Origin of the sequence: Agromyces bauzanensis (assembly GCF_014645655.1) — a bacterium.
GTDB lineage: Bacteria > Actinomycetota > Actinomycetes > Actinomycetales > Microbacteriaceae > Agromyces > Agromyces bauzanensis.
On record NZ_BMMD01000003.1, the window covers coordinates 175,187 to 197,524 of the forward strand.

General features: G+C 70.8%; 28 protein-coding genes. 13 read left to right on the forward strand and 15 right to left on the reverse strand.

The window, feature by feature from the left end:
• Positions 1-45: 45 nt before the first annotated feature.
• The 5 genes from IEX31_RS04655 (at position 46) to crcB (ending at position 2,948) form a co-directional block, all read left to right on the forward strand.
• Positions 46-942 carry a DUF4097 family beta strand repeat-containing protein gene (locus tag IEX31_RS04655; protein WP_188742268.1) on the forward strand — a complete coding sequence of 299 codons (897 nt, stop codon included), beginning with the start codon at positions 46-48 and terminating at the stop codon, positions 940-942.
• A complete protein-coding gene (locus tag IEX31_RS04660) occupies positions 939-1,565 on the forward strand; it encodes a PadR family transcriptional regulator (protein ID WP_188742269.1) in 627 nt (208 codons plus the stop codon). Before IEX31_RS04655 ends, IEX31_RS04660 begins: the two co-directional genes overlap by 4 nt.
• Positions 1,566-1,626: 61 nt before the next feature.
• The gene (locus tag IEX31_RS04665) at positions 1,627-2,142 is read left to right on the forward strand and encodes a GNAT family N-acetyltransferase (RefSeq protein WP_188742270.1); all 516 of its coding nucleotides are present in this window, start codon (positions 1,627-1,629) and stop codon (positions 2,140-2,142) included.
• 9 nt (positions 2,143-2,151) lie between these two features.
• Complete coding sequence (locus IEX31_RS04670) at positions 2,152-2,571, forward strand: fluoride efflux transporter FluC (protein WP_188742271.1); 420 nt, start codon at positions 2,152-2,154, stop codon at positions 2,569-2,571.
• Positions 2,568-2,948 carry a fluoride efflux transporter CrcB gene (crcB, locus tag IEX31_RS04675; protein ID WP_229662108.1) on the forward strand — a complete coding sequence of 127 codons (381 nt, stop codon included), beginning with the start codon at positions 2,568-2,570 and terminating at the stop codon, positions 2,946-2,948. Before IEX31_RS04670 ends, crcB begins: the two co-directional genes overlap by 4 nt.
• Before the next feature lie 100 nt (positions 2,949-3,048).
• Here the strand turns inward: crcB and IEX31_RS04680 are convergent, their stop codons facing one another.
• From IEX31_RS04680 to IEX31_RS04695, 4 genes are all read right to left on the reverse strand, one after another.
• Entirely contained in the window at positions 3,049-4,269 is a 1,221-nt protein-coding gene (locus IEX31_RS04680; protein ID WP_188742272.1) for a Dyp-type peroxidase, read from the reverse strand.
• Complete coding sequence (locus IEX31_RS04685) at positions 4,269-4,799, reverse strand: copper chaperone PCu(A)C (protein WP_229662109.1); 531 nt, start codon at positions 4,797-4,799, stop codon at positions 4,269-4,271. The genes IEX31_RS04680 and IEX31_RS04685 overlap by 1 nt, the downstream gene beginning before the upstream one ends.
• A 22-nt stretch (positions 4,800-4,821) precedes the next feature.
• A complete protein-coding gene (locus IEX31_RS04690) occupies positions 4,822-5,430 on the reverse strand; it encodes a copper resistance CopC family protein (RefSeq protein WP_188742274.1) in 609 nt (202 codons plus the stop codon).
• A gap of 102 nt (positions 5,431-5,532) precedes the next feature.
• On the reverse strand, positions 5,533-6,138 hold the full coding sequence (locus IEX31_RS04695) for a hypothetical protein (protein ID WP_188742275.1): 606 nt from the start codon (positions 6,136-6,138) through the stop codon (positions 5,533-5,535).
• A 100-nt stretch (positions 6,139-6,238) separates the two neighbouring features.
• Here IEX31_RS04695 and IEX31_RS04700 point away from each other — a divergent pair, with 100 nt between their 5' ends.
• From IEX31_RS04700 to IEX31_RS04715, 4 genes are read left to right on the forward strand one after another with little or no spacing between them, the layout of a single operon-like run.
• Positions 6,239-6,547, forward strand: a complete 309-nt coding sequence (locus IEX31_RS04700) for an ArsR/SmtB family transcription factor (RefSeq protein ID WP_229662110.1) — start codon at positions 6,239-6,241, stop codon at positions 6,545-6,547.
• Positions 6,548-6,554: 7 nt separating this feature from the next.
• Positions 6,555-6,944 (forward strand): VOC family protein, encoded by a 390-nt coding sequence (locus IEX31_RS04705; protein WP_188742277.1) that lies wholly within the window; start codon positions 6,555-6,557, stop codon positions 6,942-6,944.
• A gap of 39 nt (positions 6,945-6,983) precedes the next feature.
• On the forward strand, positions 6,984-9,083 hold the full coding sequence (locus IEX31_RS04710; protein ID WP_188742278.1) for an APC family permease: 2,100 nt from the start codon (positions 6,984-6,986) through the stop codon (positions 9,081-9,083).
• A gap of 10 nt (positions 9,084-9,093) precedes the next feature.
• Entirely contained in the window at positions 9,094-9,522 is a 429-nt protein-coding gene (locus IEX31_RS04715; RefSeq protein WP_188742279.1) for a DUF1801 domain-containing protein, read from the forward strand.
• Between the two features lie 30 nt (positions 9,523-9,552).
• Here IEX31_RS04715 and IEX31_RS04720 read toward each other — a convergent pair whose 3' ends face one another.
• Complete coding sequence (locus tag IEX31_RS04720) at positions 9,553-10,722, reverse strand: NAD(P)-binding domain-containing protein (RefSeq protein ID WP_188742280.1); 1,170 nt, start codon at positions 10,720-10,722, stop codon at positions 9,553-9,555.
• A gap of 195 nt (positions 10,723-10,917) precedes the next feature.
• Between IEX31_RS04720 and IEX31_RS04725 the strand changes: the two genes are divergently transcribed.
• Together IEX31_RS04725 and IEX31_RS04730 are read left to right on the forward strand one after the other, a co-directional pair.
• Positions 10,918-11,121, forward strand: a complete 204-nt coding sequence (locus tag IEX31_RS04725; protein WP_188742281.1) for a DUF3073 domain-containing protein — start codon at positions 10,918-10,920, stop codon at positions 11,119-11,121.
• A 63-nt stretch (positions 11,122-11,184) separates the two neighbouring features.
• Complete coding sequence (locus IEX31_RS04730; RefSeq protein WP_188742282.1) at positions 11,185-11,736, forward strand: NUDIX hydrolase; 552 nt, start codon at positions 11,185-11,187, stop codon at positions 11,734-11,736.
• Here the strand turns inward: IEX31_RS04730 and IEX31_RS04735 are convergent.
• Positions 11,696-12,358: a hypothetical protein gene (locus tag IEX31_RS04735; RefSeq protein WP_188742283.1), complete on the reverse strand. Its 663-nt coding sequence runs from the start codon at positions 12,356-12,358 to the stop codon at positions 11,696-11,698. The genes IEX31_RS04730 and IEX31_RS04735 overlap by 41 nt on opposite strands.
• A 77-nt stretch (positions 12,359-12,435) precedes the next feature.
• Here IEX31_RS04735 and IEX31_RS19225 point away from each other — a divergent pair, with 77 nt between their 5' ends.
• On the forward strand, positions 12,436-12,570 hold the full coding sequence (locus IEX31_RS19225; protein ID WP_268236946.1) for a hypothetical protein: 135 nt from the start codon (positions 12,436-12,438) through the stop codon (positions 12,568-12,570).
• A 24-nt stretch (positions 12,571-12,594) separates the two neighbouring features.
• Here the strand turns inward: IEX31_RS19225 and IEX31_RS04740 are convergent, their stop codons facing one another.
• Both IEX31_RS04740 and purM read right to left on the reverse strand, forming a co-directional pair.
• Positions 12,595-13,347: an LLM class flavin-dependent oxidoreductase gene (locus IEX31_RS04740; protein ID WP_188742284.1), complete on the reverse strand. Its 753-nt coding sequence runs from the start codon at positions 13,345-13,347 to the stop codon at positions 12,595-12,597.
• Positions 13,348-13,352: 5 nt separating this feature from the next.
• Positions 13,353-14,474 (reverse strand): phosphoribosylformylglycinamidine cyclo-ligase, encoded by a 1,122-nt coding sequence (gene purM, locus IEX31_RS04745; RefSeq protein WP_188742285.1) that lies wholly within the window; start codon positions 14,472-14,474, stop codon positions 13,353-13,355.
• A gap of 72 nt (positions 14,475-14,546) precedes the next feature.
• Here purM and IEX31_RS04750 point away from each other — a divergent pair, with 72 nt between their 5' ends.
• A complete protein-coding gene (locus tag IEX31_RS04750) occupies positions 14,547-15,155 on the forward strand; it encodes a zinc-binding alcohol dehydrogenase (RefSeq protein WP_188742286.1) in 609 nt (202 codons plus the stop codon).
• A 407-nt stretch (positions 15,156-15,562) separates the two neighbouring features.
• On the opposite strand, the gene IEX31_RS04755 is transcribed toward IEX31_RS04750, so the two are convergent.
• The 7 genes from IEX31_RS04755 to IEX31_RS04785 are packed head-to-tail and all read right to left on the reverse strand — an operon-like array spanning position 15,563 to position 22,330.
• Positions 15,563-16,054 carry a MaoC/PaaZ C-terminal domain-containing protein gene (locus IEX31_RS04755; RefSeq protein ID WP_188742287.1) on the reverse strand — a complete coding sequence of 164 codons (492 nt, stop codon included), beginning with the start codon at positions 16,052-16,054 and terminating at the stop codon, positions 15,563-15,565.
• Positions 16,051-17,205: an acyl-CoA dehydrogenase family protein gene (locus tag IEX31_RS04760; protein ID WP_188742288.1), complete on the reverse strand. Its 1,155-nt coding sequence runs from the start codon at positions 17,203-17,205 to the stop codon at positions 16,051-16,053. Before IEX31_RS04760 ends, IEX31_RS04755 begins: the two co-directional genes overlap by 4 nt.
• 11 nt (positions 17,206-17,216) lie before the next feature.
• A complete protein-coding gene (locus IEX31_RS04765) occupies positions 17,217-17,993 on the reverse strand; it encodes an enoyl-CoA hydratase/isomerase family protein (protein ID WP_188742289.1) in 777 nt (258 codons plus the stop codon).
• Positions 17,986-19,680, reverse strand: coding sequence for a long-chain-fatty-acid--CoA ligase (locus IEX31_RS04770; protein ID WP_188742290.1), 1,695 nt, complete (start codon positions 19,678-19,680; stop codon positions 17,986-17,988). The genes IEX31_RS04765 and IEX31_RS04770 overlap by 8 nt, the downstream gene beginning before the upstream one ends.
• Before the next feature lie 14 nt (positions 19,681-19,694).
• Entirely contained in the window at positions 19,695-20,438 is a 744-nt protein-coding gene (locus IEX31_RS04775; RefSeq protein ID WP_188742291.1) for an SDR family NAD(P)-dependent oxidoreductase, read from the reverse strand.
• Positions 20,439-20,450: 12 nt separating this feature from the next.
• Entirely contained in the window at positions 20,451-21,626 is a 1,176-nt protein-coding gene (locus tag IEX31_RS04780; RefSeq protein ID WP_188742292.1) for a thiolase family protein, read from the reverse strand.
• 29 nt (positions 21,627-21,655) lie between these two features.
• Positions 21,656-22,330, reverse strand: coding sequence for an enoyl-CoA hydratase/isomerase family protein (locus IEX31_RS04785; protein WP_229662111.1), 675 nt, complete (start codon positions 22,328-22,330; stop codon positions 21,656-21,658).
• Between the last annotated feature and the right edge of the window lie 8 nt (positions 22,331-22,338).

The window sequence follows — 22,338 nt, forward strand, 5'->3', positions numbered from 1 at the left end:
TGCAAGGACGGACGCGATATATCGCGACTGGAGAGGGGAAGTACCATGACCATCGAGAAGTGGGTCATCGCACCCGGAGAGTCCCGGGTCATCGACCTCGAACTCGTACGCAAGCTCAAGGTGAGCCTCATCGGCGGGAAGGTCGACGTCATCGCCCACGATGAGCCAGGCGCCCGCATCGAGATCAGGGGCGTCACCGGCAAGGACCTCAAGGTCGAGATCGACGGCGACGTGCTCGAGATCGACCACCCCCAACTGCGCTGGGACAACTTCATCGAGGCGTTCAAGGGCTTCGTCGGCAGCGCCAAGGCCGAGGTGTCGATCCTGGCGCCGCGCACGGTCGCGCTGAAGCTCGGCGTCGTCTCGGGCGACGCGCTCGTCTCGGGCTTCGCCGGCGATGCGAAGCTCAACACCGTCTCGGGCGACATCGTGCTCGACAGCCACGAGGGCGATGTCGAGCTCTCGAGCGTCTCGGGCGAGGTCTCGGCGGGCAACCACACAGGTCGCATCACGGCGCACTCCGTCTCGGGTGACGTCGTCGCGACGGGCGACATCGTCGCGTTCAACGCCGACACCGTCGCGGGCAACATGATCATCGACACCGAGGGAACGCCCGACCGCATCGACACCAACACGGTCTCGGGCGACCTCACGGTGCGCTTCGAGCCCGGCACGGGTGCGCGGTACCGCATCAACACCGTGGGCGGCACGGTGCTGCTCGACGACATGACCGTCAAGGGCATGCTCGGCAAGGGCTTCGAGCGCGTCGTCGGCGAACTGTCCGGCCGCTGGCTCGACCTCGGCGCGAACAGCGTCTCGGGCAACATCTCCATCATGCGACGCGACGGCGGCAAGACCGGAACGACGGATGCCGCGGCCGGAGCCCGGGCGCAGGCCGGCGCGTCTCAGTCCGACCCGAGCGAGGGCGAGGCGTCGGCATGACTCCCCCCGTCTTCGCCCACGGCAACCTGCGCCTGTACCTGCTGGCGCTCCTGGAGGAGCGGCCGCGGCACGGGTACGAGCTCATCCAGGCGCTGTCCGAACGGTTCGGCGGCACCTACAGCCCGAGTGCCGGCACGATCTACCCGCGGCTCTCGAAGCTCGAGGAGGAAGGCCTCGTGACGAAGTCGACCGACGGGCGAAAGACCGTCTACGAGATCACGGATGCCGGCCGCGCCGAACTCGACGCCCGGCGCCACGAGCTCGACGCCATCGAGGACGACCTCACCGATTCGGTTCGACGCCTCGCCGACGGCGTGCGCGCCGAGGTGAACGACGCGATGCGATCGCTTCGCGCCGAGCTCGCGTCGGCCGCCCGCGAGGCGAAGCGCCAGGCCACGAGCGCCTCGGCGAGTGCCACGGCCGCCGCCAACGCCACCCACCTCGAGTCCGCCCGTGCGGTGCACGAGGCCGACCTCGCGATCAACGAGTTCCGGCAGCAGCTCCGCACCGACCTGCGCACGCACGCGCACCGGGGCAGCCTCGGGCCCGAGTCGGTGGCACTGCTGAAGTCGCGACTCGCTGAGGTGCGCGCCGACGTGCTCGCCACGCTCGCCGAGCGCTGAGCTGCGCCCGCAGGTCCTGGAACGGGTGGAGCGTGTCGGCGGGGCGTGATCCAATCGGTCCATGGCCGACATCACGCTCCACCCCTGGTCGCCGGACGACCTCGACCTGCTGCGTCGGGCGAACACGCCCGAGCTCATGGACCAGCTCGGCGGCGTCGAGACCGACGAGCAGGTGATCGCGCGGCACGAGCGCTACCTCCGCATGCAGCACGAGGGCACGGCCTTCCAGTTCCGCATCGAGATCCCGGGCCACACCGAGGGGGTCGGCGTCATCGGGTACTGGCAGCGCGAGCATCACGGTGAGCCGGTGCTCGAGGCCGGCTGGTCGGTCGAGGAGGCGTACCGCGGACAGGGCATCGCGCCGGCCGCAGTGGCCGCCATGCTCGAGCGCGCGCGGGCCGCGGGCGAGACGCTACCGGTGTACGCCTACCCGCGCGTCGACAATCCCGCGTCGAACGCGGTGTGCCGCAAGGCCGGCTTCACGCTCGTCGGCGAGGAGGACTTCGAGGTGAAGCCGGGGCTCGTGCTGCACGCCAGCGTCTGGGTCGCCCAACTGGCCGAGACGCCTCGGGGGTAGTCTCGCAGGGTGCGCGCGTACCTCGCCGTCGCCCTCGGCGGCCTCATCGGCACCGGCCTGCGGCTCGCGAGCGATCTCGCGTTCCCCCACGCCGACGGGGAGCTCCCCGTCGAGACCTTCATCGTGAACCTCGTCGGGGCGTTCGCACTCGGCTGGCTCGTCGGCGGCCTGTGGACCAAGCCGTCCACGCCGATGTGGCTGAAGGCCGGCCTCGGGTCGGGCGTGCTCGGCTCGTTCACGACCCTCTCGGCCGTGCTCGCCTCGGTGCTCGTGCTCGCGCGCGTGGGCGAGCCGGGCCTCGCCGCCCTGTACCTGGGCGTCTCGGTGGTGGGCGGCCTCGCACTCGCCGCCGCCGGCCTCAGGCTCGGCTCGCTCGTCGCGCACCGGCCGATGCCGACCGAGGTCACGGACGCCGGGGAGACCCTGTGACCGGCGGCCTGACCCCGCTCATCGCGGCGGCCGTGCTCGGGGCCGGCGCGGTCGGTGCGGTACTGCGCTACGCGTTGTCGCGCGCGTTCCCCGTACGGCCCGGGCACCTGCCCGGCGGCATCCTCATCGTCAACGTGCTCGGGTCCGGCCTCGCCGGCGCGCTCATCGGGTTCGCCGAGCGGGCCGAACTGGCCGGCGACGTGCGCCTCATCCTCGTCACCGGGTTCTGCGGGGGCCTCACGACGTTCAGCACGTGGAGCGTGGAGACCATCGAGCTCTTCGACGGTGGACGGTGGCGCGCGGCGATCCTCAACGTGGTCATGACCCTCGTGCTCGGTCTCGCCGCCGCCGCCGCGGCCTACCTCGCCGCGCGCTGAGCGAACGGACGCGCCGAGCGGACGCAGCGAACGGATGCCGCGAACGGATGCCGCGAACGGATGCCGCGGCGCACCGCCGCGGCATCCGCCCGCCTCCGACTCACACGAGCGTCTCTCCGATGTAGCCGCCCTCGTCGCACCCGGGCGGGATAGCGAAGACGGCGGAGCCGATGGGCGCCGTCCACTGGTTGAGCAGGTCGACCTCGTCGAGCCGGCGCTGGATGGGCACGAACTGGCGATCCACGTCGGCCTGGTACGAGACGAAGATCAGCCCCGCGTCCGAAACCGACGCCCCGGCCGGCGCGTCGTCGTAGTTGTAGCCACGCCGGAGGATCCGCTCGCGCGGGTCGTCGCTGCGCGCTCGCCGCAGGTGCGACACCTCCGAGATCACCGGGAAGCCGAGTTCCGTGACGGCCTCGAAGTCGGGGTCGTCACGCTCGGCCTCGCCCGTGAGCGGCGCGCCGGTGTCGAGTCGGCGCCCGATGGCGAACTCGCGGCCGGGGCGGTCGACCCGGTCCCATCCGTCGAGGTCCATCGCGACGCGGCGCAGCACCATGCCGGTGCCGCCATCGAGCCACCTCGGGCCGTCGCCGACCCAGACCACGTCCGCGAAGTCGGCGCTCCCCGGTTCGGGGTTGACGGTGCCGTCGACCTGGCCGAAGAGGTTCCGCATGGTGGTTCCGGATGCCTCGGTGCCGGCCGCCCGCCGGAAGCCGCGCTGTGACCACCGCACGGAGCCGAAGGCGCGGGCGTCCTTCAGGAGCATCCGTGCTGCATGCGCCACGGTCACTGGGTCGTCGGCACCGAGCTGGATGAGCAGGTCGCCGTCGCTCCACGCGGGTTGCAGCCGGTCGACGGTGAACGCGGGCAGCGGCCGCAACCACGTCGGCGACGCGGTGGCGCCGGCCCGTGCGACGAACGCCGACCCGAACCCGAACGTCACCGTGAGCCGGGCCGGCACGAGCGCCAGCTCGGGCTCGCTGTCGGCGAGCGCGGGCTCGCCGCGCGTGAGACGGGCCGCGTCGTCACTGACGATGCGCATCAGGCGGCGCAACGCCGCGACATCGACAGCCTCGTGCAGGTCGAGCGCGACGAAGAGCGCATGCGCCTGCGCCGGGGTCTCGATGCCGGCCTGGTGCTCGCCGTGGAACGGCACGACCGCATCGCCGACGGTCGTCGCCGACGACCCCTCGCTTCCCGTCGCCGCCCGCCACGCCGCCTCGGCGCCGAGGGCCGTCGCAGCGCCCGCGCCCGCGGCGGCTGCTCCCCCGATGAGGAGCTGCCGTCGCGAGAACCCGCCGCCTGCGGATCCACGGGTCATCAGTGCGCTCCGTGCTCGCCGCCGTCGTAGCTCTCGTTCGCGCCCTCGTAGTCCTTGACGGGCACGGTGACCTCGATGGTCGAGCCGTCGTCGAAGGAGATCTCGAGGGCGACCTCGTCACCCGCCAGAAGCGGGGCGGTGAGGCCGAGCAGCATGATGTGGTTCCCGCCCGGCTCGAGATGCAGGTGATCGCCCGCGGCGATCGGGAACCCGCCGTCCTTCTCGCGCATGGACATGGTGCCGCTGCCGTCGCCGACCATCTCGTGGAGCTCTGCCGACTCGGCGGCATCCGACTCGACGGCGACGACGACCAGGTCCTCCGACCCGGCGTTCTCGAGCGAGCCGAACACGGCGGTCATTCCGGTCTCGGCGGCCTTCGCCCAGCCGTCGGTGAGGATGACGGATGCCTCGGCCACCGAGCCTGCGCCCGAATCGGCCGCGCTCGTGGCGGAGGCCCCCGCACCCGCGCACCCCGCGAGGGAGAGCGCAGCCGCGACGGTGAGGGCGGAGGTGAGGAGGGATCGCTTCATCGTTCGCATGGTCACTCTCCGCTCAGGACGCGTCGCCACGACGGCGGTTGCGGACGAAGAGGGCGACGATGAGCGCGATCACGGCGAGCGCCGCGGCTGCGCCGGCGATGATGCCCACGGTCGGCCCGGTATCGGAGGCCGCCGCAGTCTCGTCGGCATGCTCGCCGTCGTCGGCCTGCGCCGCGTACTCGCCCGTCGCACCGGCGCCGACGCCGAAGTCGATGGTCCCCTCGATGGGGTGGCCGTCGGCGGAGACGGCGCGCCAACGCGCCTGGTACTCCCCGTCGGCGACGTCGGCCGGCAGGGTCGCGGTCACCGTGCGGCCCGCGATGACGGGCTCGCCGGTCTCGAGCTCCTCGCCCGCAGCGTCGACGACGACGATCGCCGTGCCCATCTCGATGATGTCGTTCGAGTACTCGAGCTCGATGGCGGCGGGGGCCGCATCGAGCACCTGCCCGTCCTCGGGGCTCGAGCCGAGCAGGTCATCGTGGGCGGAGGCCGGCGCGGTATCGGCGAGCCCGATGGCTGCGGCGGCCAGCACGGCGCCGGCGAGCAGTGTGGCACGGAGCCGGTCGGCGCGTGCGGGGGTCGGGTCGACGGCGATGGCGTCGACGGCGGTCTGGTCGGTCATGTGGTGAGGTTCCTCGTCTTCGTGACGGACGCACGGGCGGGCGCGGGGGCGCTCGCGCCGGGGCATCCGGAATGCAGTGGATCGCCGCAGTCGCGGCAGGGGTCAGGCGAAGGCGAGGAGTGCGGGCGGGCCGCGGTAGCGCAGCCCGGCGTACCGGAGACGGGACCGCAGCAGCAGCGGCCGGCCGACGACCGCGGGACGCGGCACCGGGACCTCGACGGGGACGACCGTGGTCGCGCCCGTGAGCCGGCCGACGAGCCGGCGAGCCGTGCCGGTGAGCGAGCGCCACGCGGCGGCCTCGACGGCGAGGAGGTAGAGGATGGTGAGCCCCGCGGCGAGCGCGTGCGCGACGAGCATGGCGACGTCGGCATGCGCGGCGTGGGTCACGGCGGGCGCCGCGCCCTCGACGACGGTGACGACCTGGTGGTGGCCGGTGCCGTTCACGACGAGCCGGTCGCCGCCGGCAGCGCCGACGCCGAAGAGCAGGTGGAACGCACCCTGGCTCACGATGACGGCGAGCGCGAGGCGCACCGGGCTGGTGCGCCGCCCGACGAAGGCGACGGATGCCGCGAGCGCGACGAGTGCGGCGAACACGAGCCCGACGCCGCCGGGCGCCTCGCCTGCGGCGACGCCGTGCGAGAAGGCCGCGAGGAACACGGCGACCGCAGCCGTGGCCGCGCCACGCGCAAGCTGCGTCGCACGGTTCACGTCGGGGGCCCCTCGCTCGGTCGGGATTCGTGTCAACTCTACCAACCGCCCGGGGAGCCGCGCGTTGACAGGTAACCATTTGGTTGCCTATGCTGCTGTCGTGGACGACGTGTTCCGGGCACTGGCCGATCGGACGAGGCGCATCCTCATCGATGAGCTCGCCGAGCGCGACGACCAGACCCTGTTCGAGCTGTGTACGCGACTGATCATGCGCCACGGCCTTGAGGTGTCGCGCCAGGCCGTGGCGAAGCACCTCGACGTGCTCGAACGCGCGGGCCTCGTCGAGACCCGTCGCGACGGGCGCTTCCGCCGCCACACCCTGAACCGTGCGCCGCTCCGGGCCGCGTGGCAGGAGTGGCTCCGAGCGCATGTCGACCACCCCGACCATCCCGACCAGGCGAAGGAATGAGACAACCATGCGCATCAACGTGACGAGCGTCCTCGTGGACGACCAGGAGAAGGCCCTCGACTTCTACACCCGCGTGCTCGGGTTCGAGAAGAAGGTCGACGTGCCCGCCGGCGAGTTCCGCTGGCTCACCGTCGTCTCACCCGAGGCGCCCGACGGAGTCGAGCTGCTGCTCGAACCCGACCAGCACCCCGCGGCCGGCCCCTACAAGCGGGCGCTCGTCGCCGACGGCATCCCGTTCACCTCCTTCGCGGTCGACGACGTGAACGCCGAACATGCCCGGCTCGTGGGCGAGGGCGTCGAGTTCACGCAGCCGCCGACCGCGATGGGCCCGGTCACCACGGCGATCTTCGACGACACCTGCGGCAACCTCATCCAGATCGCGAGCATGGCCGGGTAGCGGCATCCGCCCGACTTGACAACGGCGGCGGCAGGCGTAATGTCGTCCGCCGTGACGAATGAGGCGGGTGCGCCGGCTGAGTTGAAGTCGCCGAAGAACTGGATCATCGGCGTCCCGCTTCCGACCGAGAGGCTCGAAGGGCAGCTGCTGCCCAAGTACCTCGCGCTGCCAATCTTCGCGAGCGACCCGCTCTCGTCGGTGGCGTATGCGCCCCAAGAGCTTCTCATGATCCTCATGATCGGCGGCCTCGCCTTCCTGAGCTTCACGCCCTGGGTCGCCGTGGCGGTCGTGGTGCTGCTCGCGACGGTCGTGCTGTCGTATCGGCAGCTCATCCGGGCCTACCCGTCGGGAGGCGGCGACTACGAGGTCGCGCATCGCAACCTGGGCGAGAAGGCCGGACTGGTCGTGGCATCCGCCCTGCTCGTCGACTACGTCATGACGGTCGTCGTCTCGGTCGCGTCGGGCGTCGACAACATCATCTCCGCCGTTCCGGAGCTGAACCCGTGGCGGGTCGAGATCGCCGTGCTCTTCGTGGTCGTCCTCGCCGCCGTGAACCTGCGAGGCGTCAGCGAATCGTCGAAGGCGTTCGCCGTGCCGACCTACCTCTTCATCGGCAGCGTCTTCGTGATGGTCGTGGTCGGCCTCACCCGCACCGTCCTCGGCGATGCGCCCGTCGCCGAGTCGGCAGGGTTCGAGGTGCAGGCCGAATCGCTCACCCAGGCCGGCGTGGTCCTCCTGCTCCTGCGGTCGTTCGCGAGCGGATGCTCCGCGCTCACCGGCGTCGAGGCGATCTCGAACGGCGTGCCCGCCTTCCGCCGACCGAAGATCCGCAACGCGCGGACGACGCTCAGCCTGATGGGCGGCATCGCGATCATCCTCTTCGCCGGCCTCACGGCCCTCGCCCTCATCGCGAACGTGCATTACGCCGAGGTGCCGTGCCACCTGATCGGCTGGGACGACTGCGCCACGGAGCCCCAGCGCAGCCTCATCGCGCAGGTCGCCGCCGCGACGTTCGGCGACGACACCGTGCCCTTCTACGTGATCCAGGCCGCGACAGCGCTCGTGCTGCTGCTCGCCGCGAACACCGCGTTCAACGGGTTCCCGCTGCTCGGGTCCGTGCTCGCGCGCGACGGCTACGCGCCGAAGTCGCTGTCGACCCGGGGCGACCGGCTGATCTACTCGAACGGCGTCGTGATCCTCGCACTCGCGGCGTCCCTGATCCTCGTTGTCTTCCGGGCCAATCTCACGGTGCTCATCCAGCTCTACATCATCGGCGTGTTCGTCTCGTTCACCGTCGGGCAGACGGGCATGGTGCGCCACTGGCTGCGCGAGCTGCGCCGGCATCCGTCGACCGCTGCGAAGCGGCCGAAGCGGCCGGCGGACGCCGATGAGCGGCCGCTCTCGAAAGCCGCCATGCTGCGCGCCCTCGCGATCAACGCCGTCGGCGCGGCCATGACCGCGGTGGTGCTCGTCGTCGTGACGGTGACGAAATTCACGCACGGCGCCTGGATCGTGTTCGTGCTCATGCCCGTGCTGTACGCGCTCATGCTCGGCGTGCACCGGTACTACCGCGACGTCGAGAAGGAGATCGAGGTCGATCCCGTCACCACGTTCGGCTCCGCCGGCGACCACGCGATCGTCCTCGTGGGCCGGATGCAGAAGCCGACACTGAAGGCGCTCGACTACGCCATCGCCGCCCGGCACGACACCCTCGAGGCCGTGCACGTGTCGATCGACGACGAGCAGACGAAGCAGCTGAAGAAGGACTGGGTGAAGCAGAACATCCACGTGAGGCTGCGCATCCTCTCGTCGCCGTACCGCGACCTCAGCCACCCCCTCATCCAGTACATCAAGGGTCGCCGCGAACGGCACGGGTCCGAGGTCGTCACGGTCTACATGCCGCAGTACGTGGTGGGCCACTGGTGGGAGAATCTCCTGCACAACCACAAGGCCAGGCGCATCCGCCAGAAGCTCATGCTCGTGCACGGGGTGACCGTCGCGCTCGTGCCCTGGCTGCTCGATTCGTCGGACCTCCTCTACGGTCGCCGCTCGCATCCGCTACCCGGACAGGACCGCCGCGGCGAGCCGGTGCGGCCCGTGCCGCGACGGCCCGTGGCCGGGAGGACAGCCGGCCGATAGGCTGCAGCTCATGGCGACGGATGCCGCGGTGCGGGAGTTCCTCGACCGGGTCGAGCACCCGGTCCGACGGCGCGACGCCGAGACGATGCTCGAGCTCATGACGCGCGTCACCGGGCAGCCGGCCAAGATGTGGGGCCCGTCGATCGTGGGCTTCGGGTCGTACCACTACCGGTACGCGAGCGGGCGCGAGGGCGACGCCCCGGCCGCGGGGTTCTCGCCGCGAAAGCCCGCGACGACGATCTACCTCAACGACGGCATCGCCGCGCACGCCGCACTGATCGAGCGGCTCGGTCCGCACACCACGGGCGTCGGATGCCTCTACCTCAAGAGCCTCGACGCCATCGACCTCGCGGCGCTCGAGGAGATCGTCGCAGCGTCGTACCGCACGCTCACGTCGGGGACGTTCGGGCAGCGCGCCCGCGACGGCGGCGCCGGCTGAGGCATCCGCTCACCGGCTGAACGGGTGAGGCTAGATCATCGCCATGATCTGGCGCGCGATCATGCGGCCCGCACGGCTCGCGCCGATGGTCGATGCCTGGGGTCCGTAGCCGGCGAGGAAGATGCGCGGATCGTTCCACGCGGCGCCCTGCCCCACCTGCACGCCGCCCGCCTTCTCGCGCAGCTTCAGCGGGGCGAGGTGGCGCAACTCTGGGCGGAATCCCGTCGCCCAGATGATGACGTCGGCGCGGGCCATGCCGCCGTCGGGGCCGTCCCACACCACGCGATCGGCCTCGATGCGGTCGAACATCGGCCTCGCCGCGAGCAGGCCCCGCTCGATACCGGCGGCGATGCGGCGGCTCTTCGGCACACCGGTGCCGCTCACGATCGACGGGAGCGCCCGACCCGAGCGCGCCGCCTCGTCCTGGATCGCGACGGCAGCGGATGCTCCCTCGAGATCGAGCTCCTGCCGGTCGAGCCAGTCGATCGGACGGCGCGAGACCCAAGTGAGTCCCGCCGCCACCGGCTCGAGCTCGAGCATGAAGCCGATCGCCGACGTGCCGCCGCCGACCACCACGACGTGCTTGTCGCGGAAGTCCTCGGCACTGGTGTAGTCGGAGGTGTGCACGTGGCGACCCGCGAAGTCGGCCATGCCCGGGTAGTAGGGAACGAACGGCGACCCCCATGTTCCCGTGGCGTTCACGAGGAACTGCGACGTGATCTCGTATCGCGGCGGCGGGGGCGGCCCGGGCTCCTCGAACGAGCGACGCCGACGGAACAGGCCGCGGGCCTTCTGCTCCTCGATGGGCTGGGGCGTCAGGTCCTCATAGTGCACGCGAAGGTCGACGCCGTCGTTCTCGACGCTGCGCACATTCATCGGCCGACGCACCCTCAGGTCGAAGTGCTCCTCGTAGCGGCCGTAGTAGTCGGCGACGACCTCCTTCGCCGGCAGCGTGCGGTCGGCGGTGTCGAAGCTGAGCCCGAGATCGGACATACCGGGCAGGTCGTTGACCCGGTGGGCCGTGCCCAGGCGCAGCGACGACCAGCGGTGCTGCCACGCACCACCCGGTCCGGGCGCCCGATCGAGCATGACGAAGTCCTCGTCGGCGACGAGCTCGAATCGCCGAAGATAGTAGGCGACGGAGAGGCCGGCCTGCCCGGCGCCGATCACCACGACCTTCACGCGCTCAGGGCTCGACATCACCACATCATCTCAGCACGTCATGCTGTATGCGCGCACACGGAGATGGTGCGGACTCCGTCGCTCGCTCCGATGTGGATGACGCCGGACTGCATGATCGGCGGTGCTAAACTGGCCGTCGGACGAATTTCATTTATCAGATGAGCGCCGGGTGAAGACCATCCCACCCGGCCAGATGTCGTAAGGGGGTCACGCATGGGGCGCGGCCGTCAGAAAGCCAAGCACACCAAGGTCGCACGGGAGCTGAAGTACTTCAGCCCGAACACCGACTACACGGCGCTTGAGCGCGAGCTCACCGGCTCGCAGCATGACGAATTCAGCGACGAGACGGCGAAGTGGGCGGAGTATGCCGCCGACGACGACGACACCTACGTCACGGGCGACGAGCAGCGCGCGTAAGCGCCGCTCCCCCCTGCGCATCCCCGTATCGATCTCTCGCGAGGCGCGTCCTAGGCTGAGCGGATGACCGAGACACTGCGCGCCCTCACGGCCCGTCTGGCTTGCGCCAACCCGTGGATGCGCGTGCGCGAGGACCTCGTGCGGTGGCCCGGGGGGCACGAGGCCGTGTATGGCGTCGTCGAGAAACCCGACTTCGCGGTCATCCTCCCCCGCGACGGCGGCGGCTGGTGGATGGTCGAGCAGTACCGGTACACCATCGGTCGACGCGTGCTGGAGTTCCCGCAGGGATCCTGGCCGGCGGGACACGATGGCGACACGCTCGCCCTCGCCCCGGCCGAGCTCCGCGAGGAGACCGGCTTCACCGCCGGCACGATGCGGCCGATCGGCCGCATGCAGGAGGCCTACGGCTTCGTCGACCAGGCCTGCGACGTCTACCTCGCGACCGACCTCCGCGCGGGCGAGCCCGATCGCGAGGCCACCGAGCAGCTCATGGAGCACCGGTTCGTGGGCGACGACGAGCTCGCCGACCTCATCCGCGCGGGCGACGTCGTCGACGCCGTGACGATCGCGGCGCTCACGCTGCACCGGCTCGACGAGGCCGCGACATCCGTCTGAGTCCCAAGCCGGTGATCACCGCCACGGTCGTCGCCATGAGCACGCCGCCGACGGCGAACAGCAGGAACGTGAGCCAGCCCGGCGTGGACTCGTCGACGAACGGCGACGGCAGGAACGTGAACACCAGCCCGACGAGCCATGCCGCCATGTTGAGCGGGATCCAACGCCACGCCCGCGGCACGCTGCGTGCGAGCACCGGCCACTGCGCCACCGGGATGGTCGCGAGCAGCACGAGCCCGGCGAGCCCGGCCACGACCCAGGTGACCGGCGAACCCCAGTCGATCTCCACGCCGACATCGGCGAGCGTGGGCGGCAGCATTCCGATGGACCAGGCGACGGATGCCGCGCCCGCCGTCGCCGCCACCCAGCGGCCCACGGGCACCGCCGCACTCGAGCCGCGGAGCGCGAGGGACTGGCCCAGCCCCAGGAGCGCACCCTCGCCCGCGCCCATCACGACGAGCAGGGCCCAGGCCCACCACCCCTGGAGCCCAAGGGCCGCGGCGAGCGCGAATCCGGTGACCGGCACGAGGAACCCGATGCTCTCGCCTGCGACGACGAACCCGATCCATCGGCCGAGCCGCGGCGCAGGGGCGGCCTCATGGTCCACGCGATCAGCTGTCATGGGCACACGATAGCGGTCCGTCACCTCGCAGACGCCCGTGCGGCGGCTCGGTCATTCGAGCCGGGAGAGCCGTCGCCGTGCTCACCGCCGTGCTCGGACTCGAGCCCGACGGCGACGCGCTTCGCACGGCTCCGATGGCGCGGTTCACGCCCATGTCGGTACGGGGCCTGCGTGTGGGAGGGCGCACCGTGGACCTCACGGAAGCGGGCTGATCGCGAATCCTGTGCCGGGCCAGCTCAGCCGACGAGCCAGCGCGCAGCCTCCTCGACGAAGTGCTCGAGCTCGGCGAGCGATCCCGCCGGCGTGACGGCGCGCAGCACGACCTCGTCGACGACGTCGAAGGCGGCGAGGCCGGCGGCGGCCATGATCGTGGTGTCGATCGGCCGCACGCCGAGGCGCTCGAAGTTCGCGGCGTACGACGGCACCGCCGCGTAGCGGTCGGCCTCGCGCTCGAGCGCGGCGCGTGCGTCGGGGTCCGCGATCGTGCGCACGTACAGCACGCCGCGCACGGCGCGGCCGGCGGCCGCGTCGCGGAGTTCCGTCACCGCCTCGGTCGCCGCCGCGGGCGTGAGCCAGTTGTACAGCACGCCGTCGGCCTGCTCGGCGGCCAGCCGCCGCATGCGCGGACCGAGCGCACCCACGACGATCGCGGCATCCGTCGCCTGACGCAGCGTGGCGATGCCGTCGCGGACGAGGGCGAGCGGATGCGGGGCGCCGCCCGAGCCGATGCCGACCGTGAGGCGGTCGACGGGAAGGCCTGCCAGGTCGAGCGTGTCGGCCGGGCGACGATCGAGCGGGATCACGCCCGTCGCGAGGCGCAACCTCTCGGTCGCCGCCGCCGCGGTGCGGAGCGCGGCGAGGGAGTCGCCGCCCGGCACGTCGTTCACCCACAGCGCCGCGAAGCCGAGACGCTCGACTCGCGGTGCGAGTGCGCGGATGGTGTCGGCGTCGGTGGTGCCGGTGAGTCCGATCGAGAGGTCGGCGCGCATGCCGGTCAGCTCCCGTAGGAGCCGACGAGCCGCACGGCGCCGCCGTCCACGCCCTTGGCGCCCTGTTCCCAGCCGTCGGCCGAGCCGGTCGCAGCCGGTTCGCCGCCGATGGCCACGCTGCCCACCTGCCACGCGGGCAGCCCCAGCCCGCCGAGCTCGGCGACGACGTCGGCTGCGGCATCCTGGGCCACGACCGCGAAGAAGCCGATGCCGAGGTTCCAGGTGCCCTCGGTCGACTCGAGCGTCGTGCCGGCGAGGTCGTTCAGCACCCGGAAGACGGGTGCGGGCGACCAGGTGGAGCGGTCCACCTCGACGCGTGAGTCGGGCGGCAGCACGCGGGCGAGGTTCGCCGCGATGCCGCCACCGGTGACGTGCGAGAGCGAGTGCACGGATGCCGCGAGCCGCTCGTGCTCGAGGAGACGCACGAGCGGGCCCGAGTACAGCCGCGTGGGCTCGAGCAGCGCCTCGCCCCAGGTCATGCCGAGGTCGGTCGCGGCGTCCGTGTAGGAGATCCCGGCGATGTGCAGGATGCTGCGCACGAGCGAGAACCCGTTGGAGTGCAGCCCGCTTGAAGCGATGGCGAGCACGGCGTCGCCGTCGGCCACGCGGTCGGCCCCGAGGAGCCGATCGGCCTCGACGACCCCGACGGCGGCACCCGCCACGTCGTAGTCGTCGACGCCCATGAGGCCGGGATGCTCGGCGGTCTCGCCGCCGACGAGCGCGGTGCCGGTCTCGGCGCACGCGCGCGCGATGCCGGTGACGATCGCGGCGATGCGCTCGGGCACGACCTTGCCGCAGGCGATGTAGTCGGTCATGAACAGCGGCTTGGCGCCAACGACGACGATGTCGTCGACGACCATGCCGACGAGGTCCTGGCCCACGGTGTCGTGGACGTCGAGCGCCTGTGCGATGGCGATCTTGGTGCCGACGCCGTCGGTCGAGGTCGCGAGCAGTGGTCGCTCGTACGCCTTGGCGAAGGAGAGGTCGAAGAGGCCGGCGAAGCCGCCGACGCCGCCGAGCACATTCGGCCCGTGGGTCTTCGCGATCGCCTCCTTCATGAGCTCGACGGCGAGATCGCCGGCCGCGGTGTCGACTCCGGCGGCGGCGTAGGACGAGTTCGCGGTCACGTGTCAAGGGTACCCGGGCACCGTGAGCCGAAGCGGCCGTCCCGGCGGCATCGGCGGGACTAAAATGACGGCATGTCGGGGGCCACGCCGTCGTGGGTGATTCGCGAGAACGCGAGTCGCTCGGTTCTCCTCGCCCTCTACCTGCGCGAGGTGCTCGGCATCGCGTCGCCCGTCGAGCTTCCTCGACTCCGGGATGTCGGCCCCGTCGGCGCGCGGCTCGAGATGGACGAGCACGACCTGCTCGAGCGCCAGTGGCGCGCCTGGTGGGCGATGACCGTCGAGCCCGAGGCGCATCCCTCGCCCGTGCCGCTCGAGCTCGTAGAGGCATACGAGACGGATGTCGCGCTCCCCACGTCCGAGGCCGAGGTGCTCGCGGCGGCGATCGTGCCCCATGCCGAAGCGGCTCGGGCCTGGGCCGAATGGGCGCACCAGGAGTACCGGTCGGCGTCCGCTGCGCGACGCGGCGACTCGTATCGCGCCTACGCCGGAACCATCGCCGAGCACGAGCGCGAGGTGGGCCGGCGAGCGCACTCGTTCGAGCTCAACGTGGAGGTGCTGCCGTTCGCGGCGCCGGGCGTCTGGTGGATCGGCGCGATGACGGTCGGGGTCACCGACTCGCTGCGGTCGGATGCCTCGGCGTTCGACGACGCCATCCACCCGATCATCGCCGAACTGGCGTAGGAGCCGCGGCGCTGGGGCCCAGTTCGATCCAGCTCTTGCGCCTTTCTGTTCTTGCTGCAGTCTTGATCGGTATCCGCCGGCCGGACCTGTCACGGCCTACTGGGTCTTCGTCCATGGTGGTGCAGGAGCGGGCCCGCCTGGCGCGGGGGGCCGCCTGGGAGCAGCGACTGGCGCGTGTGGACCTCTCAGGACGTGAGGTTCGGCGCCGGACACGCAAAGCCCGATGCCGCATGGGGCGACCGCCGACACCGTAATCCACTGCGGTCGTGGGCCTGGCCCACGCCCCATCTGGGTCACGGCCAGTAGCCCCACAACGAGTGCGCCCAATCTGGGCGCTGTGACGCTGCTCCATAGTGGGCGAGGTGACGCTGGCGCGCGTCCCATCCGACCTATGCTGGCCTGCGGTCCTACTGCGCCATCCTTGCGCTGGCATCTCGCGATCTGACCAGCGAGTCGGCGTGGAGCTCGAGTACGGAGCGACCGTGCTGGTTTCGGAGTCCGCCGAAGATGGTCACGAGGCATCGCCCGGCCGCTTGCGGTTCGACGGATTGGACGGTGATGGAGCACGTCAGCACGTCACCGGCGCGCACGGGGCGTAGGAAGCGCATGCCGTGGATCTCCTTGCCGGCGACGACGTCGTACCTCTGGTAGACGCCGGTCGCTGCGAGCCTCTGGAAGATCGAGGCCGTGTGCAGGCCGCTGGCGATGAGTCCGCCGAAGTCGCTGTGCGCGGCGAGATCGCGGTCGACGTGGAAGTACTGTGGGTCCCAGGTAGAGGCGAACCGCACGATCTCGTCCTCGGTGACCTGGTGGAAGCCGCAGTCGATCTCCTGCCCGATGGGCATGTCCTCAGCGGGCAGGAGCACGGGTGCGATGGGCTCGACGTGGGGGCGGGTCATAGGGCTCGTGCCACCAGTTCCTTCATGATCTCGTTCGTTCCTCCGTAGATCCTCTGGACCCGGGCAGCGGCGAACATTCGGGCGATCGGGTATTCCATCATGTAGCCGTAGCCGCCGAAGACCTGCAGGCAGCGGTCGACCACCTTGTTCTGGATATCGGTGCACCAGAACTTGGCGAGGGAGGCGGCGGCGGCGTCGAGCTCGCCGTCGACGTGCCGGGTGATGCAGCTGTCGACGAGGGTGCGTGCGGCGAGGGCGTCAGCGGCGCACTCGGCAAGGACGAACCGGGTGTTCTGGAAGGACAGGAGGTTCTCCCCGAAGGCCTCTCGCTCCTTCGCGTAGGCGATCGCATGCCGCACGGCCGCCTCGGCCGTGGCTGCCGCCGCGACGGCAATGATGAGCCGCTCCTGCGGCAGCTGCTCCATGAGCTGCTGGAAGCCGCGGCCTTCGACGCCCCCGAGTAGATTGGCGGCGGGGACACGCATGTCGACGAAGGACAGCTCTCTGGTGTCCTGGCCGTGCATGCCGATCTTCTCGAGCACCCGGCCGCGCTCGAAGCCCGGCAGGTCAGCCGTCTCGGCGACGATGAGGGACAGCCCTCTGGCCCCCGGTTCGTCGCTGGTGCGAGCCACGATGATCAGCACGTCGCAGTGGGTTCCGTTGGTGATGAACGTCTTGGAGCCGTTGATGACGTAGTCGTCACCGTCGCGAACGGCCCGGGTGCGGACCCGTTGCAGGTCCGAGCCGGTGGTCGGTTCGGTCATCGCGATGGCCCCGACGAGGTCACCCGAAGCCATCCCGGGCAGCCAGCGCCGCTTCTGCTCCTGCGTGCCGAAGGCGTTGAGGTAGTGCGCCACGATGGTGCTGTGGACGCTGTTGGCCCAGGCATCGTCGGCGACGCGTGCCTGCTCGGCAGCGATGACCGCTTCGTGGGCGAAGGTGCCTCCGCCGCCGCCGTACTCCTCTGGGATGCTGATACACAGCAGACCGGCCTGCCCGGCGGCCCGCCAGAAGTCGCGGTCGACCTGATGCTGCTCGGCCCACCGGGCCTGGTTCGGCACGACCTCCCTGTCGAGGAAGGTGCGGGCGAGCTGGCGCAGGTCGTCGAGGTCCTCGCTCAACCACGGTGACCGGTAGTCGTCCAGGATCATCTGAGTCGTCCCTATCTGCCCGTGAAGGCGGGTGCGCGTCGGTGGGTGAAGGCGTCGATTCCCTCACTGGCGTCAGCTGTGCCGAGCGCGAGGAGGAAGTTGCGCCGTTCGTGGGCGAGCCCTTGGTGAAGCGGCATGTCGTTCACCCGGCGTGCCGAGTCAGCAGCATACGCAACGGCTCGCGGGGCGTTGCCTGCGATCTGCGTGGCGAGCTCGAGAGCGCGGCCGAGTACCTGCGCGTCGTCGACGAGGTCAGCGACCAGGCCGGCGTCGTAAGCCCATTCGGCGTCGACGGGCGCGCCGGTCAGGAGCATCCGCATGGCCTTGGCCTTGCCGATGGCGTGGACGAGCCGCTGGGTGCCCCCGCCGCCGGGGATCACCCCAAGCTTGACCTCGGGGACGGCGAAGCTGGCCGAGCGGCCTGCGATGGCGGTGTCGCAGGCGAGGACGAGCTCGCAGCCGCCGCCGAAGGCGATGCCGCGGACCGCGGCGATCGTCGGGACGGACAGGCGGGCCATGGTCTCGAAGAGCCGGTCGAGCGGGAGCGGGTCGAGCGGGGAGGCGCCGACCATGTTCGGGATCTCGCCGATGTCCGCGCCGGCACAGAAGGCCTTCTCGGACCCCGTCAGGACGACGGCGCGTACGGCGTCGTCGGCGGCAGCCTCCTCGAGTCGGTCGGCGAGCCGGTCGACGAGCGCGCGGCTCAACGCGTTGAGGGCTACCGGTCGATCCAGGGTGAGGACCAAGGTCGTGCCCCGGGTCTCGGCGGCCACGAGCTGCTCAGGCATCGACCTGCTCTCCTCGGTAGGCGCCGGCGTATGCCTCGCGGATCGCCTTCTTGTCGAACTTGCCGACGCTCGTGCGGGGGATATCGGTCACGATCTCGATCGCGTCGGGCAGCTGCCATGAGGCGAACGCGATCGACAGGTGGACGTGGACGTGCTCGAGGGTGACCTCCTGGCCGGGCTTTGGGACGATGAGCACGAAGGGCCGCTCCTGCCACTTCGGGTGTGCCAGTCCGACGACGGCGGCCTCGGCGATGGCCGGGTGGCTGAGGAGCAGGTTCTCCATGTCGATCGACGAAATCCACTCCCCGCCGCTCTTGATGACGTCCTTGACGCGGTCGGTCACCTTCAGGTAGCCATCCGCGTCGATGGTGCCGACGTCACCGCTGCGCCAGTAGCCGTCGTGGAACCGGTCGGCTTGATCGTCCTCCGGCATGTTGTGGTAGGTCCTGGTGACCCACGGGCCCCGCACGCAGATCTCGCCCTGCGTGACGCCGTCCCAGGGGACGTCGTTGCCGCTGCCGTCGATGAGCCGAATGTCGATGCCGCTGACGGGCAACCCCTGCTTGCGCTTGAGCTCGAAGAGCTCGTCCTCGCCCAGGCGTTCGCGCACGCTCGGCTTGTAGCGGTTCATGGTCACGAGCGGCGTGGTCTCGGTCGCGCCGTAGGCGTGGACGACCTCGGCGCCGGTCAGGTCGTGGAAGCCGCGCATCATGGTCAGCGGCGGCTCGGTGGCGCCGGACATCATCCGCAGCCGGGACAGGTCTGGTTTCTCGTCGAGGGTCTCGATGTACCGGAGCATCGGCAGGAAGATCGCGGGTGCGCCATTGGCGACGGTGACGCCTTCGGCGATGATCGCATCGGTCAGCGGTTTGGTGTCCTCGGCCATGTAGCGGCCGGGTAGGACGATCTTGTTGGCCATCAGGGTCGCTGCCTGAGGCAGGCCCCACGCCTGGCCGTGGAACATCGGGGTGATGAGCATGGTGCAGTCGTCGAGGACCATCCCGATGTTCGTGGCGATGGCGTACGAGTGCAGGTAGATCGCCCGGTGAGAGTAGTAGACGCCCTTGGGCCGGCCGGTCGTGCCGGTCGTGTAGCACGCGGCGTACGCGGAGCGCTCCTCGATCTCGGGCCAGGCGATGTGCGGGCTGGCCGCGGCGACGAGGTCCTCGTAGTGGTGCACGTTGGGCAAGCTGGTCTCGACCTGAGAGAGCGGCTTGTCCGTCATGACGACCCAGGCGCGCACTCCGGGCAGCAGGGGGGCGACAGCCTCGGCGACCGGCAGGAGGGTCTCGTCGACGCAGATGACCGACGTGCCGCTGTCGTCGATGACGAAGGACAGGTCCTCTGGGCCCAGACGGAGGTTGAGCTGAACCATCACAGCGGCGAGGCCCGGGATGGCCCAGTAGAGCTCGTAGTGGCGGCGGCTGTTCCAGTCGAGGATGCCGACCCGGTCCCCGGGCTCGACGCCGAGAGAGCGCAGCGCATTGGCGCCCCGGATCACGCGCTCGTATGCCGCCGCGTACGTGTAGCGGTCCCAGCCCCCTTCCGGGGTGCGGTAGACGATCTCCCGTTCGGGATGCGTGCGGGCGGCGTGCCGGATGAGCGTGGTCGTGTTGAGCTGGACGTCGTCCCCCATGGTCGATGGGTAGCCGGTGACGATGGGGCGGGTGGTGAAGGTGGAAGGCATGATGAATCTCCTGTTCAGCGGGCGGCCATGCGCAGTGCTCCGTCGAGACGGATCACCTCGCCATTGATCATTTGGTTCTCGATGATGTGGAGGGCGAGGCCGGCGTACTCGGACGGGTCGCCGAGGCGTGCCGGGAAGGGCACCTGTTGGCCCAGCGACTCCCTCGCGGCCTCGGGCAGGTCGCCCATCATTGGCGTGAGGAACAGTCCCGGTGCGATCGTGGCCACCCGGATCCCATACCTGGCCAGCTCGCGGGCGATCGGAAGGGTCATGGCCACGACTCCACCCTTGGAGGCGGAGTAGGCGGCCTGACCGATCTGGCCGTCGAAGGCGGCGGCCGAGGCAGTATTGATGATCACGCCACGCTCGCCGCCCGGGCCCGGCTCGGCGTCGCTCATCGCGGCGGCGGCGAGCCTGATCACGTTGAAGGTGCCGGCGAGGTTCACTTCGAGGACCTTCATGAAGTCCTCCAGTGCGTGCGGGCCGGACTTGCCGAGCACTTTCTGGGCGATGCCGATGCCGGCGCAGTTGACCACCCCGGACAGCGGTCCCGGCTGCCGGGTGGCCACCTCGACCGCGTGGGCCACCGCGCCGGAGTCGGTGACGTCGGTCTCGACGAAGACGGCCCCGGCCGGTGCTGTCCCGGCGCGGTCTGCGACGACGACGTGCGCGCCACGCTCCAGCAGCGCGGCCGTGGTCGCGCCACCGAGCCCGGATGCGCCGCCGGTCACGAGAAAGGTGCGACTGCTGAGTTGCATGATGTGGCTCCTTCAGGCGATGCGTTCGACGATGGTGGCGTTGGCCATGCCGCCGCCTTCACAGATGGTGAGCAGGCCGTATCGGGCTTGCCGGCGCTCGAGCTCGTTGACGAGCTGGGTCAGCAGCCGGGCTCCGGTCGAGCCGAGCGGGTGGCCGATGGCGATGGATCCGCCGTTGACGTTGAGCTGGTCCTCGGGATAGCCGAACTCCTCGCGCCACAGCAGCGGGACCGGCGAGAACGCCTCGTTGACCTCGACGAGGTCGATGTCGCCGACGGTCATGCCGACTTGGTCCAGGGCCTTCCGGCTGGCAGGGATGACGGCGGTGAACTGAAGCACCGGGTCGTCCGCGGCGACGGCCATGGACACGATCCTGGCCCGCGGCCGTAGCCCGGCCGCCTCGGTGGCGGCGCGGTCTGCGACGAGGAGCGCGGCGGCGCCGTCGCTCGTCTGCGAGGCGTTGCCGGCGGTGATGACGCCGTCCGGGGAGAACACCGGCTGGAGCGCGGCAACGCGCGCGGGGTCGACGTCGGGCCGCATGCCCTCGTCCCGGGTCATCGGCGCGACCGAGCCATCCTTGTCGGTGCCGTCGAGGGGCACGAGGGCGGACGCGAAGTGTCCGGCATCTGTCGCGGCGGCGGCGCGGCGGTGGCTCTGGACGCTGAAGGCGTCGAGCTGCTCGCGGGTGAAGCCCCACTTGGCGGCGACGAGCTCGGCTGACGGGCCCTGGGCGGGAAGGTTGCCGTCGAAGCGGGCCAGGACCCGCTCGCCGTACCAGTCGCCCTGGCCGCCGCCGGGCACGAAGAGCGGGCCGAGGTCGACCCGGCTCATGGACTCGACGCCGGCGCCGATGGCGAAGTCGTACTCGCCGGACTTGATCGCCTGGGCGGCGAAGTGGACCGCCTGCTGGCCGGAGCCGCACTGCCTGTCCAGGGTCGTGCCGGGCAGGGTGATGGGCAGGCCCGCACCGAGCAGGGCGTTGCGGGCGACATTGCCGGTCTGCTCGCCGCGCTGGATGGCACAGCCGACGATGACGTCGGAGAGGCGGTCCGGGTCGAGGCCGGTGCGCTGAACGAGATGGGACAGGGTGTGCGCGAGCAGGTCGACGGGATGCCAGGTGCGCAGCTGGCCGCCGCGCTTGCCGACCGGTGTGCGGACGGCGTCGACGATGACTGCTTCACGTGTCATGGTTGGGCTCCTTGGTGGGGGTACGGGGGTTACGGGTACGGAAGGTGTTCAGGACGTGCAGGAACTCGGGCGCGGAGACATCGGCGACCGGGGTGCCGCCTCGCGGTCCAGCGCTTCGGGCAGGGCTGCGGCCCATGTTTCGTCGAGCAGGTGCCTGGTGCGTGCCTGGGCAGCCCGGGAGAAGCCGGCTGGGTGAACCGCGCGGTCTGGTCGGCGACGACGAAGTCGCAGGCGAGGGCCAGGTTGCGGCCGGCGCCGACGGCGGCGCCGCGAACCTTGGCGATGACCGGCTGGGGCAGATCACCCAAGGCTGGAATGACCGCGTCGAACTCGACCACGGCATCGCCGAGTCGGTCGGGATTGAGGTCGAGGGTGGCGACGGGTCCCTGGACGCTGACGCGCACTGTCTGCGAGGTCCTCGGCGTACCGGCGGTGGGCCGGGCGCCGAGCCGGCTCGGGGTGTCAGCCACTGAGCTCCGCCCGGATCTGGTGCCGAGGATCGTGCCCGCCGGTATCGCGTAGCCGGCGGGCAGTCCGTGGGTTCCGTCCGCACCGGGCTTCAGCATCCCAGCGTCGGCGGTGCTGCAGTCGAAGGCGTCGCTGTTGCCCGACAGCAGGAGCAGACGGTCGCCCTTGGCCAGGCCCCGGCTGGACAGCTCGCGCGCGAGCTGGTTGACGCGGGCGTCGAGCACGGCATACGTCATCGAACTCG